Raw genomic sequence first — 14,108 nt, forward strand, 5'->3', positions numbered from 1 at the left:
TATCCGGTGCACGCATGGGCGACTCGCACCGACACGGTTCGACAAGTCCGCACCGCCGTCACTACGGTGGTCGGGTTTCGATCACGGGAGTGCGCGGTGAAGAGGTTCTGGCTCGTGGCCGGGTGCGTCGGCACCTTCATGGTCATCACCATCCTCACCGCACTCACCGCGCCGCGTGAGGTCGGCGTCGCGATCGACAAGGTCGTGCAGCTCGTGTTCGCCGTGGCGGCTCTTCTGGCGTACGCGAAGAAACGCGACGGCTGGATGACGGCGGCGATGACGAGCCTGACCGTCGGGCTGTCCGCGTGGATCTGGGGGCAGCAGATCCTGGGCGTGCAGCTGCCGACGTCGACGATCGCGCCGCTCGGGTTCACGCTCGTGCCGGTGCTGTGCCTGGCCGCGGTGGTCGTGAAGGCGCAGAAGCGCCGGGCCGACGACCTGTTGCCGAACTACCGCAGCCGCACCGTCGTCGTGCTCGACGGGTTGATCGTGATCGGGTCGCTGTTCGTGCTGACGTGGGTGTCGGCGCTGGAGTCGCTGACCCGCGCGTGGGCGACCGAAGGGCCCGGTTTCGCCACCGTCGTCGCGCATCCCGCCGCGTACCTCGTGCTGCTCGTGGCGATCGTGGTGCTGTCGTGGACGCATCAGCCCGTACGTCAGTGGCCGATGCTCTTCATCGCACTGGCAGGTATCGCACAGTCGTCGTCGGGCTGGGTGTTCGCGTTCTACATCTCCAAGGGCATCACGGCGATCCCGCCGATGGCGGACATCGGGTTCATGCTGTGCCCGGCGTTCTTCTTCCTCAGCGCGCTGGCCCCGGCCCGCAACCTGGAAGCGTCGCCCGGCCGCATCCGGACCGCCGACCTGTTGCACCTGTTCGTGCCGTACGTGCCGCTCGCGGTCACCGGGCTCTTCGTCCTGTGGAACACCGCGACCGGCGGCCGCCTCAACCCGGTCGAGATCTACGTCGGTCTCGCCGTCGTGTGCTTCGTGATCGTGCGTCAGCTCGTCACGATGATGGACAACGTCCGTTTGATGGACCAGCTCCGTGTCTCTCGTGAGCAACTACGGCACGAGGCGACGCACGATCCGTTGACCGGCGTCGCGAACCGCTCCCTGTTCCGCGAACGGCTGGAGCGCGCGCTGGCGGTGCAAGACCGCGCACAGCCGTTGATCCTGTTGTTCATCGACGTGGACGGTTTCAAAGCGGTCAACGACAACAACGGACACGCCGAGGGCGACATGGTTCTGCGCAACGTCGCCGCACGGCTGGAGAACAGCGTGCGCGAGGAGGACACCGTCGCGCGGCTCGGCGGTGACGAGTTCGGCGTGCTGATCGACGGCGGGGACGCCGAGGAGATCGGCGAACGGCTGCTCAAGGCGTTGGCTCATCCGCACGAGGTACAGGGCAGGGTGCACCACGTGCACGCCAGCATCGGTGTGGCACAACGGTTCTCGCACGACCCCGCGGTCACCGCCGACGACGTGCTCGGCGCCGCGGACGCCGCGATGTACACGGCGAAACGGCTCGGCAAGGGCATGGTCGTCGTGCACGGTTCACCGCTACCGGAGATGACGTGACACCAGAGCAGTTGATCAGCGAGCTCGGCCTGCAGGAGCTTCCCGTCGAGGGCGGCTACTTCGCGCAGACGCACCGGTCGGAGGAGGTGTCGGCGATCGCGTACCTGTTGCGCAGGCCCGACTTCTCCGGCATGCACGTGCTGAGGCACCTGGAGATCTACCACTTCCACGCCGGGTCGCCGTTGCGGATGTTGCTGCTGCACCCGGACGGTTCGGTCGCGCAGCCGGTGCTGAGCGCGTCGAACCCGCAGGTCGTCGTCCCCGCGGGTGTGTGGCAGGGCAGCGCGCCGGACGGTGAGTGGTCGTTGGTGGGCACGGTGGTGGTGCCGCCGTACACCGACGACATCGTCTCCTTCGGACATGCGGACGACCTGTGCGGGCGTTATCCCTCTCACGCCGAGGAGATCCGGCCCTTGTGCCGCTTCTAGGATCTTGGGAATGGCGCTTGTCCCGCTCAACGGCATCGAGCTGAACGTCCAGACCGAGGGATCCGGCGACCTCGTCGTGCTGATCATGGGCACCGGCAGTCCCGGCCGCGTCTGGCGCGCCTACCAGGTGCCCGCGCTGGTCAAGGCCGGCTACCGCGTCGCGTACTTCGACAACCGGGGCATCCGGCCGTCGTCGGAGTGCGCGGACGGCTTCACGGTCGACGACATGGTCGCCGACACCGCGGCGCTGATCGAGCACCTGGGTGGTCCGGCGCACGTGGTCGGCACCTCGCTCGGCGGCCGCATCGCCCAGGAACTCGCGCTGGCTCACCCGTCGCTCGTTCGTTCGGTGGTGATGATGGCGACCACGGGCCGCCCCGAACCGGCGCAGCAGGCGTGGTCGCAGGCGCTGTGCGACCTGTACGACAAGGGCACCGAGGTGCCGGTGGCGTTCTACGCGGCGGCGTCGGTGATCCGCAACCTGTCGCCGGCGACGCTCGCGAACCCGGCCGCGGCCCGCGACTGGTTGCAGCTGTACGAGTTCGCGGGGTCGTCGCTCAGCGGCGGTGAGCGCGCCCAGCTGGCGTTGCACGACTACGAACCGCGGCTCGACGCGTACCGGCGGATCTCCACGCCGGCGCTGGTGGTCGGGTTCGCCGACGACGTCGTCCTGCCACCCCGCCTGTCACGCGAGGTGGCGGACGCGATTCCCGGTGCCCGCTACGTCGAGGTCGACGGGTGCGGGCACATCGGGTACCTGGAGCGGCCGGAGGAGATCAACCGGCTGCTCCTGGAGTTCATCGGTCGAGGCTGAACTCGTCCGTCGTCCCGCCCGCCAGCAGCACGTCGAGGTGGCCGCTCAGCACGTACGTGCCGTGCGGTGTGCGGGCCGCGGTGGTCGGCGCAGTCGGCCACGAACGCTGGGACTTCACCTGCCACGTGCGGGTGTCGAGCACGGTGACCGCGTTCTTCCCCGGCGCGCCGAGGGTGTTGGTGACCGCCACGAGGCCGTCGCGGGTGAGCGTCAGGCCGTCCGCGCCCACGAGCTTCGGGGCGGGCAGTTCCTCGACGTGGCCGCGGGTGACCTTGAACAGCGTGCCGGTGGTGTAGTTGCCGGTGACGGCGAATCCCCTGGGGTCCCAGACGATTCCGTTGTTGCCGATGGCCGCCGCGAGCCGCGGGTCCGCAGCGAACGCCGAGACCTCGCCCGAGGGCGACACCTTCCAGATCGTGTCGCCCGCCGGGCCGGTGACGTAGGCGTTGCCGGACGGGTCGACCGCCACGTCGTTGGCGCCGCCCGGCACGTCCACGAACCGCAGGGCACGCCCGGTGCACAGGTCGAAGATCCCCAGCCCGGACTGGCCGGGTACCGACTTCTCGCCGAAGCCGATGTCCCCGTAGGCGACGAGCAGCCTGCCGCGGTCCACCTGGATGCCGAACGTCGACACCATGCGCGTGCCCGTGACCAACGGGCGGACGCGGCCGTTCGTGCCGACGAGCGACACCGTGCCGTGGCGCAATGAGCTGACGAGGAACTGCCCTCGGGTCGGATCCCACTGCACGCCTTCGGGGTGCAGCGACGGCGACGAGGCCTCGATGTGCCTCGGTGTGGCCGACGCCGTGCCCGTGAACAGCAACAACGCCGCCATGACGGCTAGCGCGATGCGCATTGCTTCCCTCCAGTAAGACTACTGATGGTTATCAGAACCCTGATAACCATCAGTAGTCTTACCACACTTCTACGATGGGTGGATGCGCAGCGGTGATCGGATCGGCGGAGACATCAAGCGCGCCGAGATGGAGCTGATCGCCGCGAAGTCGGCGGCGGTGAAGCCGGCGGGCCTGACCGTGCCGCAGTACTCGGCGCTGCTCGCACTGAGCGAGCACCCCGGCGCGCCCGCGGCGGAGCTGGCGCGGTTGTGCCTGGTCACGCCGCAGACGATGACGACGATCCTGCAGAACCTGGTCGCGCTCGGGCTGGTCGAGCGGACGCCGCACCAGTGGCAGCGCAACGTCCTGGAGAACCGGCTGACCGAGGCGGGGCAGGCGAAGTTCCGCGAGGCGGACCAGGGTGCGGTCGCGGTGGAGCAGAAGCTGGCGGACGCGTTCACCGACGAGGAACGCGTCCAGTTGCGCGCACTGCTGCAGCGGTGTTCGGAGGTCTTAGGGAGTTCTTACCGGACCAGCGGGTAGCGTCCGGACGGCGCAGTCTGAGTGACGCCAATCACTCAGGGAGGTCCCGTCATGACAGACCTAGGAAGCCTGCGCGCCGCCTTCTCCGGAACCCTGCTGACCGCGGACGACCCCGCGTACGAGGACGCGCGAGCCGTGTTCAACAGCGCCATCGAGACGAGACCGGCGGTCATCGCCCAGTGCGACGGCACCTCCGACGTGCAGGAAGCGCTCGCTTTCGCCCGTCGCACCGGGATGCCGGTGGCGGTGCGCAGCGGCGGGCACAGCGTCGCGGGGGCGAGCCTCGTGCAGGACGGGCTGGTGCTGGACCTGCGCCGGATGAACGCCGTCTCGATCGCGCCCGACGCGCGCAGCGCCGTGGTGGCCGGCGGGGCCGACTGGGGCGTGTTCGACCGCGCCGCCCAGCGCGCCGGTGCGGCCACGACCGGCGGCAGGGTCTCCACCACGGGCGTTGGCGGGCTGACGCTCGGCGGCGGATCCGGCTGGCTCGAACGCAAGTACGGGCTGGCGTGCGACAACCTGCTGGCCGTCGACCTGGTGCTCGCCGACGGCACGACCGTGACCGCGAGCGAGACCGAGCACCCCGACCTGTTCTGGGCGTTGCACGGCGGCGGTGGCAACTTCGGCGTGGCGACGTCGTTCACGTTCCGGCTGCACCCGCTGCCGAAGTTCTCCTTCGCGCTGCTGCTGTGGCCCGCGCGGGACGGCGAAGCAGCGACCCTCGCCTACCGCGACTTCATGGCCACCGCGCCCGAGGAGGTCGGCGGCGGCGCGATCTACCTGACCGGGCCGCCGGAGGACTTCGTGCCCGCTGAACTCGTCGGCAAGCTCTGCTGCGGTGTTCTCGTCACGTACATGGGCGGCGCCGAGGACCTGCCCGCCCTCATCGCGCCGATGGCGGAGCTCGACCCGCACGCGCTGGTGGTGACCGACATCCCCTACGCGGACTTCCAGTCCATGTTGGACGATCCGCCCGGCTTCCGGAACTACTGGTCCGCCGAGTACCTGCGGTCCATGCCCGACGAGGCGGTGCACGCGTTCTGCGCGGCCGCGGACCGGATGATCACGCCGTCGCCCTCGCAGCACGGCCTGATCCCGTGGGGTGGCGCGGTCGCCCGCAACGCCGCCGACTGGCCGATGGCCAACCGCGACACGCCCTGGGTCGCGCATCCGCTGGGACTGTGGGAGAACCCCGCGGACGACCAGCGGGCGCGGGACTGGGCGCACCACCTCCGCGACGTGCTCGCGCCGTGGTCCACGGGCGCGGTGTACCTCAACTTCATCGGCGACGAGGGCGCGGACCGCGTCGTCGCGGGCTACGGCAGGGAGAACTACGACCGGCTCGCCGGGATCAAGGCCGAGTACGACCCCGGCAACACGTTCAACCGGTGGCACAACATCACGCCGGCCAAGGTCAGCAGCTGACGCTCAGCGGTGGGCGGCCTGACCGGTGGGCCGGATCAGGATCTCGTTGACGTCCACGGTGGACGGTTGCGAGACGGCGTAGAGCACCGCCCTCCCGACGTCCTCGGGCGCCAGCTTGGGATCGGCGGCCCTGGACGCGGGGATCGCCTCCGTGTCGACGAGTCCGGGCTGAACGACGGTGACCCGCACCCCGGTGCCCACCGCCTCGGCCCGGATCGCCTGCGCCAGCCCGGTGATCGCCCACTTGGTCGCCGAGTAGAGGTTGCCCGGCCGCACCCCGCGGCCGGCGGCGGAACCGGTCAGCACCAGGTGGCCGCCGGACCGCATCAACGCGGGCATGGCCGCGCGGGCGGTGAACGCGGGCCCGCACACGTTGGTGACGACCATCTCCGTCCACTCCGACGGCTTCGCGCCCGCCTCGGAGACGAACGACGTGTCGAGGGAAACGCCTGCGTTCGCGAAGACCACGTCGATGCGACCCCACCGCGATTCCACTCGGGACATCAACTCCTGCACGGAGTCCCACGAGGAAACGTCACATTTCGCGTCCCACCCGCGGTCTCCGACGGATTCTTCTGCCGAGCGCGAGGCCCTGACCACGCGGTAGCCCGCGTCGGCTGCCAGCGAGGCGGTGGCCGCCCCGATGCCGCGGGACGCGCCGGTCACGACGAAGACGGGTTCCATGATCCAACCCTAGTCAGGGAAGTGTCAGTGCCGCCTGTTTTGATACCGCGCATGACTTTGAACCGCAGGTCCGTGTTCGGACTGGGTACCGTCGCAGCCGCGACGGCCGTGCTCGGCTCCAACGGTGCAGCAAACGCACAGGAAGACGCGGAGGTCGAGATCGAACGCTCTCCGACCACCGCGGACCGCTCGCGCAGGCGCGTGGCGCAGATCTACCGGCGGCAGACCCGCAAGGCGAAGGGCACGTGGTCGTCGCTGATCACCATCGCCGACCTCGACGGGACGACGAAGGCCGCCGTCGACGAGAACGCGGACAAGGTCGTCGAGGCCTACAGCGTGAACAAGATCGCGGTCGCGGTCGCCGTCCTGGACAAGGTGGACCGCGGCCTGATCAAGCTCGACCAGACGGTCACGGTGTCGGCCGCCATCGTCATCCAGGACACCGACGGCATCTTCGCGCTCGACGGCGCGTACCCGAGCGAGGTCACCGTCGGCCACGCGCTGGCGAACCTGCTCACCGTCTCGGACAACACCGCGGTCCGCCTGTGCGGCCTGGTCGTGCCGGCGCTGGAGCTCAACGAGATCCTGCGGTCCAAGGGCTTCGTGCACACCCAGGTCGTCCCGGTCACGAACCCGAACCGGTTCTTCCTCGGCACCACCACCGCGCGCGAGACGCACACGCTGCTGCAGAAGCTGGTCGACGGCCAGCTGCTGTCCGCCGCGTCCACCGCGTACCTGCTGAACATCCTGCGTGCGACGGCGAGCTTCACCGACGGCGTGCGGCTGAACCTGACGACCAACGAGCGGCTGCGCGTCGCCACGAAGGCCGGCTGGTTCGAGGACGGCCGCAACGAGGCCGGGATCATGTTCAGCGAGGACAACCGCGCGATCCTGATCTACTCGATGTTCGCGTCCGGCGCGTTCGCCGGTGACAAGGCCACGAACGACGCCGACTTCAGCACCACGCACCCGGCCGTCGGGGCCCGCGCCGAGCTCGGCCGGTCCATGTTCGACGCCGTCATCAAGATCACGACCACGAAGCCGAAACACCGTGCAAAGGTTTACAGGTCCGTCAACGGCGGCTGATTTCTGAGATTTATCTGAAATCTGGACCAAAGAGCACTGGTTTTCGGATATACAGGCACCAACGCCGGGGTCGGTCGTCGCCGCCGTCGACGACCGGCTTCCCCGCGTTCTCTACAGCGCTGGTTCCACAATGGCGTGGTACCTGCGTGAAACCTCCTCGATCACCTCGTCGAAGTCCGCCGCCCAGATGTCGGCGTTGAAGATCTCCACTTCGACGTCTTTCGAATATCCCGTCGCGGCGACCTGCCTGGTCAAACGGTCGAGGTCGATGTCGCCGTCTCCCGGATAACCGCGGCCCAGCAACACGTCCGCCGGAACCGGCGTGAGCCAGTCGCACACCTGGTACGACGCGATGTGCGGTCCCGCGCGCACGATCTGCGCGTCGAGGTCGGGGTCCCACCACACGTGCAGCGCGTCGACGACGACACCGACCGACTCGTGCCGTTCCGCGATGTCCAGCGCCTGCGACAACGTCGAGAGCACGCCCCGATCGGCGCAGAACACCGGGTGCATGGGTTCCAGCGCCAGGGTCACGCCCGCTTCCGCCGCGTACACCGCCAGTTCGGCGATGGCGTCCGCAACGCGCTGACGTGCACCGATGAGGTCCTTGTCGCCCGCCACTCCCCCGACGACCATCACGAGGGTGTCGGTGCGCAGCGCGGCGGCCTCGTCGATGGCGCGGCGGTTGTCGTCGAGCGCTGCACGGTTGTCGACGGCCGTAACGAACCCTCCGCGGCACAGCGACGACACGCGCAGACCGGCGTCCGCGACGAGTTTCGCCGTGCGGTCGAGACCGTGGTCCGCGACCGGTTCGCGCCACAGCCCGATGGACTCGATGCCGTGCCGCACGCAACCCTCGACGGCTTCGACGACCGTTGCCCGTTTGATCGTGGCCTGGTTCAGCGAGAGGCGAGCCATTGCCGCCACCGCCGTTCCGCGAACTCCGGTTCGATCACGCCGGCGATCTCCGCCAGTCGTTTCGCTTCGGCCAGGTGTTCGACGCTGCGAGCGGATTCCAGACCGTCGAGCAACGCGAACCGTTCCTGATGTCCCGCGAGCCACGCCAGGAACACCACACCGGTCTTGTAGTAATAGGTCGGCGTGCTGAACAGGTGCCGCGACAACGGAACCGTCGGCGCCATGATCCGGTGGAACTCCGCGGTGTCACCCTCGGCGAGTTTCCGCAGGGCTTTCGCTGCCACCGGCGCGATCGGGTCGAAGATCCCGAGCAACGCGTGGCTGTAGCCCTCCGAGTCGCCCGCGATCAGGTCCGGGTAGTTGAAGTCGTCGCCGGTGTAGCACTTCACGCCGTCAGGCAGCGCGCGCCGCAGCCCGATCTCGTGGTCGGCGTCGAGCAGCGAGACCTTCACGCCGTCGACCTTGTCCGGCCGCGACGCGATGATCTCCAGGAAGTTCCGGGTGGCCTGCGGGACCTCCGCGGCACCCCAGTAGCCCTCCAGCGCCGGGTCGAACGCGGTGCCGAGCCAGTGCAGGATCACCGGTTCGCTGACGCGGTCGAGCAACGTGCCGTAGACCTTCTCGTAGTCCTCCGGCCCGCGAGCTGCGGCCGCGAGCTGACGTGAGCACATCAGCACGGGCTGCGCGCCCGCCTCCTGCACGACGTCGAGCTGCTCCAGATAGGCCTGCAGCACGTCGTCCAGGCCGGCTTCGCCCGTGAGGTGGTCGGTGGCGACGCCCGCGCAGATCCGTCCGGTCTTCTCGGCGGCGCTGCGGCGGATCAGCTCGGCCGCGGCCGGCCAGTCGAGGCCCATGCCGCGCTGCGCGGTGTCCATCGCCTCCGCGACACCGAGGCCGTGCGACCAGAGGTGGTGCCGGAACGCCAGGGTCGCGTCCCAGTCCACCGTGCGCTCATCCTTCGCAACAACGTGTGCCGCCGCGAACACGATGCGACTAGACATCGGCGATCTCCACGCGACGACCCTCCGAAGAGGACTGCAGACCGGCAGCGGCCAGCGCGACACCCCGTGCACCCGCGCGGAAGTCGTGCGGGAACGGCGTGCCCTGGTAGACGTGCCGCAGGAACTCCGCCCACTGCACCTTGAAGCCGTTGTCGAAGTCCTCGTTGTCCGGCACCTGCTGCCACTGGTCGCGGAACGGGTGCGTGACCGGGAGGTCCGGGTTCCAGACCGGCTTCGGTGTGACGGCGCGAGGCTGCACGAAGCACTCCCGCAGCCCGGCGACCGCGCTGCCCTCGGTGCCGTCCACTTGGAACTCGACGAGCTCGTCGCGGCGCACGCGCACGCACCAGGACGAGTTGATCTGGGCGATGACGCCGTTCTCGATCTCGAAGATCCCGTACGCGGCGTCGTCCGCGGTGGCCTCGTAGGCGTTGTCCTGCTCGTCCCAGCGCGTGGGGATGTGCGTGACGGCCTTCGCCGTGACCGCCTCGACGCGGCCGAAGAGGTCGTGGAGCAGGTAGCTCCAGTGGCAGAACATGTCCGAGACGATGCCGCCGCCGTCCTCGGCGCGGTAGTTCCAGCTCGGGCGCTGCGCGGGCTGCCAGTCGCCCTCGAACACCCAGTAGCCGAACTCGCCGCGCACGCTCAGGATCCGGCCGAAGAAGCCGCCGTCGATCAGCCGCTTGAGCTTGCGGATGCCCGGCAGGTAGAGCTTGTCCGCGACCACGCCGTGCCGGAGACCCTTCTCGTCGGCCAGGCGCGCGAGCTGCAGCGCCTGCTCGACGGTCTCGCTGACCGGCTTCTCCGTGTAGACGTGCTTGCCGGCCTCCAGCGCCTTGGTGATCGACTCGACGTGCTTCGAGGTGACCTGCGAGTCGAAGTAGATCTCCACCGAGGGGTCCGCCAGCGCCGCGTCGAGGTCCGTGGTCCAGCGCGCGAGGTCGTGCCGTTCCGCGATCTCCTTGAGCTTGTCGGCGTTGCGCCCCACGAGCACCGGTTCCACCTTCAGCACGGTCCCGTCCTGCAGCCGTACGCCCTCATCGCGCAAGGGCAGCAGGGAGCGGACCAGGTGCTGGCGGTAACCCATCCGCCCCGTGACGCCGTTGACCGCCACTCCGATGGTCCGAACCGCCATCACACCTCCCTGGTAGCAGCGCTGGAAAGCGCTTTCCCGCCACGCTAATCGCGGTACTTGACGGCCGTCAACCTCCGCGCGAGTTAGTCTCAGCGCTCACATGCACGTTGACGGAGGTGGTCGTGTCCGCCCGACAGGTGACACTTGCCGAGGTGGCCAAGCAGGCAGGTGTGTCGCTGGCGACCGCCTCGCGCGTGCTCAACGGCAGCACGCGGCAGGTGAGCGAGGAGCTGAGCGAGCGCGTCCTGCGCACCGCCGAGGAGCTCGGTTACGTGCCGAACGCCTCCGCGCAGGCGCTGGCCCGCAACTCCAGCTCGCTCGTCGGACTGGTCGTCCACGACATCACCGACCCGTACTTCTCGTGCATCGCCGCGGGCGTGACGCGGGTGGCAGAGGAGGCCGGGCTCGTGGTCGTGCTGGGCACGACCGGCCGCAGGCCTGAGCGCGAGGTGGAGCTGCTTTCCACTCTCCGTGCGCATCGGGCCCGTGCGGTCGTGCTCGCCGGTTCGCGCACCACGGACCGTGCGGCGCAGTCGCGGCTGGCGGCGGAGATCGACGCGTTCACCGAGCAGGGCGGGCGTGTCGCGTGCGTGTCACAGGCGAAGCTCGGCACCGACACCGTCGTTCCCGGCAACCGCGCGGGAGGCCGGGCGCTGGCGCGGGAGCTCGCCGCGCTCGGGCACAAGAAGTTCGCCGTTCTGGGTGGTCCTGCCGACCTGGTCGTGGCACGGGACCGGCTCGCGGGGTTCAAGGCCGGGCTCGCCGACGCCGGCGTCGCGCCGCCGCTGGTGATCAACGGCGCCTTCACACGTGACGGCGGGTACGAGGCCGCACTGGAGCTGCTGGCGTCGAAATCGCGCGCCACCTGCGTGTTCGCCGTGACCGACGTGATGGCGATGGGGGCGATGGCCGCGCTGCGCGAACGGGGCGTGCGGGTGCCGGAGGACATGTCGATCGCCGGGTTCGACGACATCCCGACCCTGCGCGACACGGTTCCGGCGCTGTCGACCGTGCGGCTGCCGCTGGAGGAGATGGGCGAGATCGCCGCAGGTCTGGTGCTGGACGCGGGTGGTGACGAGGCCCGCACCGTCCGCGTGGCGGGCGAGGTGGTGCTGAGGGCGTCGACTGCCCACAATTAGACTCGTCTGGCTGTTCACGTACTTAGTCATGAGGAGTTGAGCCGTCCCCATGGGGTCTGGCCCCGGCTGGCATACCAATCCGGTCCCTAGCTCTGGAGCGCTCAGGTGACCGGAATCCTTCTGAGCGTGCTCGGTCTGCTCGCCGTCGTGGCGCTGACGGCCGGCACCTTCATCGCGGTGGCGGCGGAGTTCTCGCTGACCGCGCTGGAACGCAGCACCGTCGAACGCCACGTCGCCGAGGTCGGTGACGCGAAGGCGCGGACCATCGACCGGGCGCACCGGACGTTGTCGTTCCAGCTCTCCGGCGCCCAGCTCGCCATCACGCTGACCACGCTGATCACCGGCTACATCGCGGAACCCGCGATCGCGTCGCTGATCGAGCCGGGGCTGACCGCGGCCGGCGTGCCGCACGCCTTCGCGGTCGGCCTGTCGCTGGCACTGGCGCTGGCGATCGCCACGGCGTTGTCGATGGTGTTCGGAGAGCTCGTGCCCAAGAACCTGGCGATCGCGAAGCCGCTGGAGACCGCGCGGGGCGTGGTGAGCATCCAGGCGGCGTTCTCCACGGTCTTCCGCTGGTTGATCAACTGGATGAACAACTCGGCGAACTGGCTGGTCCGGCGTTTCGGGGTCGAGCCGGTCGAGGAGTTGGCGTCCGCGCGGTCGCCGGAGGAGCTCGGCGCGCTGGTCCGGACCTCGGCCGAGCACGGGACGCTGGACCAGGGCACCGCGGCGCTGCTGGACCGGTCGCTGCGCTTCGGCGACCGGACGGCGGGCGAGCTGATGACGCCGCGCGTGCGGGTGGAGGCGCTGCGGGCCGACGCGACGGTGACGGACCTCGTGCTGAAGGCGCGCGAGACCGGGTTCTCGCGGTTCCCGGTGCACGACGGGTCGCTGGACGACGTGCGCGGCATGGTGCATGTGAAGCAGGCGTTCGCGGTGCCTTCCGCGTTGCGCGGGTCGACCCCGCTGTCGGCCGTGACGCGCCCGGTGCACTCGGTGCCGGAGACGCTGGAGGGCGACGCGCTGCTGGACCGGCTGCGGGCCTCCGGGTTGCAGGCGGCGCTGGTCGTCGACGAGTACGGCGGCACGGCCGGGCTGGTGACGCTGGAGGACGTCGTCGAGGAGATCGTCGGCGACGTGCGCGACGAGCACGACCGCGGCGAGACACCGCCGGTGCGGTCGCTGGGCAAGGACAGCTGGCTCGTGTCGGGCCTGCTGCGCGACGACGAGGTGGCCGAGGCGACCGGGTTCCACATGCCCGAGGGCGACTACGAGACGTTGGCGGGGCTGGTGCTGGCACGGCTGGGGCGGATTCCCGACGTCGGTGACGAGATCCGGGTCGACGGGTGGCGGGTGACCGTCATGCGGATGGACCGGCACCGCGTGGCCGAGCTGCGGGTGGTGGCGGCGTCGTGAACTTCCTCGTCGTCGTGTTGTTGCTGGCGGGCAACGCCTTCTTCGTCGGTGCCGAGTTCGCGGTGATCACCGCGCGCCGGGACAGGCTGGAGGCGTTGGCGGACAAGGGTTCCTCGCGGGCCCGGACCGCGATCAAGGCGTCGCAGCAGCTGCCGTTGCTGATCGCGGGCGCGCAGCTGGGCATCACGTTGTGCTCGTTGGGGCTGGGTGCGATCGCCGAGCCCGCGCTGGCTTCCGTGCTGGAGGGACCCCTCGGCGCCGTTGGGCTGCCGTTGGCCGTGGTGCACGGTGTGGCGTTCGCGGTGGCGTTGGTCATCGTCGTCGCGTTGCACACGATCCTCGGCGAGATGGTGCCGAAGAACCTCGCCATCGCCGGTCCGGAACGGGCCGCGGTGTGGCTGGTGCCGGTGCACTACGGGTTCTCGCGGATGATCTCGCCGGTGCTGGCGCTGTTCACCGCCGCGGGCCGGTGGATCCTGCGCCGGTTCGGGGTGGAGCCGGTGGAGGAGCTGGAGTCGGCCTACACCCCGGACGAGCTGGCGCTGCTGATCGGCCAGTCGCGTTCGGAGGGCCTGCTGGAGGACTCCGAGCACCGGCGGCTCAGGCAGACGTTGTCGTCCGCCGAACGCACGGTGGCGGACGTGCTGGTGCCGCTGGACCGGCTGACGACGGTGTCCGCGTCGCCGACCGTGGGCGAGATCGAGGCGGCCGTCGCGGCGACCGGGTTCTCGCGCTTCCCGGTGCTGTCCGACGTGGGCCTGGTCGGGTACCTGCACGTCAAGGACGTGCTGGACCTGGAGGGCGCGTCGACGCTGGTGCCGCGGGCGCGGGTGCGCGGGTTGCCGGAGGTGCCCGCGGACGCCCGGCTCGACGAGGCGCTGACGGCGTTGCGCCGGGCGCAGTCGCACCTGGCGCGCGCGGTCTCGGCCGACGGCACCGTGCTGGGCGTGGTGGCGTTGGAGGACCTGTTGGAGGAGTACGTGGGCACGGTGCGGGACGGCACCCACGTGCGTTGGGTGTAGCCGGTATGTGTGTCTGAAGCCCTGTCGAAAGTCCGTGTCTCCCGATCGACACAGGGGTGACGGACACACACGGAGGCACA

At 69.7% G+C, this 14,108-nt stretch carries 14 protein-coding genes; 9 read left to right on the forward strand and 5 right to left on the reverse strand.

The annotated features are described in order from the left end of the window. The first annotated feature begins 96 nt into the window (after positions 1-96). From ACFOWZ_RS31085 to ACFOWZ_RS31095, 3 genes are read left to right on the forward strand one after another with little or no spacing between them, the layout of a single operon-like run. Positions 97-1,581 (forward strand): diguanylate cyclase domain-containing protein, encoded by a 1,485-nt coding sequence (locus tag ACFOWZ_RS31085; protein WP_382377471.1) that lies wholly within the window; start codon positions 97-99, stop codon positions 1,579-1,581. Next, entirely contained in the window at positions 1,578-2,009 is a 432-nt protein-coding gene (locus ACFOWZ_RS31090; RefSeq protein WP_382377472.1) for a cupin domain-containing protein, read from the forward strand. The genes ACFOWZ_RS31085 and ACFOWZ_RS31090 overlap by 4 nt, the downstream gene beginning before the upstream one ends. A gap of 10 nt (positions 2,010-2,019) precedes the next feature. Beyond that, positions 2,020-2,823 (forward strand): alpha/beta fold hydrolase, encoded by an 804-nt coding sequence (locus tag ACFOWZ_RS31095; protein ID WP_382377473.1) that lies wholly within the window; start codon positions 2,020-2,022, stop codon positions 2,821-2,823. Here the strand turns inward: ACFOWZ_RS31095 and ACFOWZ_RS31100 are convergent. After that, positions 2,807-3,679, reverse strand: coding sequence for a hypothetical protein (locus ACFOWZ_RS31100; RefSeq protein WP_382377474.1), 873 nt, complete (start codon positions 3,677-3,679; stop codon positions 2,807-2,809). The two genes, ACFOWZ_RS31095 and ACFOWZ_RS31100, sit on opposite strands and share 17 nt — an antisense overlap. Before the next feature lie 82 nt (positions 3,680-3,761). Between ACFOWZ_RS31100 and ACFOWZ_RS31105 the strand changes: the two genes are divergently transcribed. Both ACFOWZ_RS31105 and ACFOWZ_RS31110 read left to right on the forward strand, forming a co-directional pair. Then, positions 3,762-4,202: a MarR family winged helix-turn-helix transcriptional regulator gene (locus ACFOWZ_RS31105; protein WP_382377475.1), complete on the forward strand. Its 441-nt coding sequence runs from the start codon at positions 3,762-3,764 to the stop codon at positions 4,200-4,202. 51 nt (positions 4,203-4,253) lie between these two features. Next, on the forward strand, positions 4,254-5,627 hold the full coding sequence (locus tag ACFOWZ_RS31110) for an FAD-binding oxidoreductase (RefSeq protein WP_382377476.1): 1,374 nt from the start codon (positions 4,254-4,256) through the stop codon (positions 5,625-5,627). A 3-nt stretch (positions 5,628-5,630) separates the two neighbouring features. Here ACFOWZ_RS31110 and ACFOWZ_RS31115 read toward each other — a convergent pair whose 3' ends face one another. Further along, complete coding sequence (locus tag ACFOWZ_RS31115; protein ID WP_382377638.1) at positions 5,631-6,314, reverse strand: SDR family oxidoreductase; 684 nt, start codon at positions 6,312-6,314, stop codon at positions 5,631-5,633. Positions 6,315-6,362: 48 nt separating this feature from the next. Here ACFOWZ_RS31115 and ACFOWZ_RS31120 point away from each other — a divergent pair, with 48 nt between their 5' ends. Beyond that, positions 6,363-7,397, forward strand: a complete 1,035-nt coding sequence (locus tag ACFOWZ_RS31120) for a serine hydrolase (RefSeq protein WP_382377477.1) — start codon at positions 6,363-6,365, stop codon at positions 7,395-7,397. 111 nt (positions 7,398-7,508) lie between these two features. On the opposite strand, the gene ACFOWZ_RS31125 is transcribed toward ACFOWZ_RS31120, so the two are convergent. Genes ACFOWZ_RS31125 through ACFOWZ_RS31135 form a run of 3 tightly spaced genes read right to left on the reverse strand, consistent with a single transcriptional unit; the run spans position 7,509 to position 10,451 of the window. After that, entirely contained in the window at positions 7,509-8,315 is an 807-nt protein-coding gene (locus ACFOWZ_RS31125) for a sugar phosphate isomerase/epimerase family protein (protein ID WP_382377479.1), read from the reverse strand. Next, positions 8,297-9,316, reverse strand: coding sequence for a dihydrodipicolinate synthase family protein (locus ACFOWZ_RS31130; protein ID WP_382377480.1), 1,020 nt, complete (start codon positions 9,314-9,316; stop codon positions 8,297-8,299). The genes ACFOWZ_RS31125 and ACFOWZ_RS31130 overlap by 19 nt, the downstream gene beginning before the upstream one ends. Continuing rightward, positions 9,309-10,451, reverse strand: a complete 1,143-nt coding sequence (locus ACFOWZ_RS31135; protein ID WP_382377481.1) for a Gfo/Idh/MocA family protein — start codon at positions 10,449-10,451, stop codon at positions 9,309-9,311. The genes ACFOWZ_RS31130 and ACFOWZ_RS31135 overlap by 8 nt, the downstream gene beginning before the upstream one ends. A 122-nt stretch (positions 10,452-10,573) precedes the next feature. On the opposite strand from ACFOWZ_RS31135, the gene ACFOWZ_RS31140 reads away from it, so the two are divergent. From ACFOWZ_RS31140 to ACFOWZ_RS31150, 3 genes are all read left to right on the forward strand, one after another. Next, the gene (locus ACFOWZ_RS31140) at positions 10,574-11,590 is read left to right on the forward strand and encodes a LacI family DNA-binding transcriptional regulator (RefSeq protein ID WP_382377482.1); all 1,017 of its coding nucleotides are present in this window, start codon (positions 10,574-10,576) and stop codon (positions 11,588-11,590) included. A gap of 105 nt (positions 11,591-11,695) precedes the next feature. Further along, complete coding sequence (locus ACFOWZ_RS31145) at positions 11,696-13,006, forward strand: hemolysin family protein (protein WP_382377483.1); 1,311 nt, start codon at positions 11,696-11,698, stop codon at positions 13,004-13,006. Further along, entirely contained in the window at positions 13,003-14,028 is a 1,026-nt protein-coding gene (locus tag ACFOWZ_RS31150; protein WP_382377484.1) for a hemolysin family protein, read from the forward strand. The genes ACFOWZ_RS31145 and ACFOWZ_RS31150 overlap by 4 nt, the downstream gene beginning before the upstream one ends. Positions 14,029-14,108 lie beyond the last annotated feature (80 nt).

Origin of the sequence: Lentzea rhizosphaerae (assembly GCF_042649515.1) — a bacterium.
Classification (GTDB): domain Bacteria; phylum Actinomycetota; class Actinomycetes; order Mycobacteriales; family Pseudonocardiaceae; genus Lentzea; species Lentzea aerocolonigenes.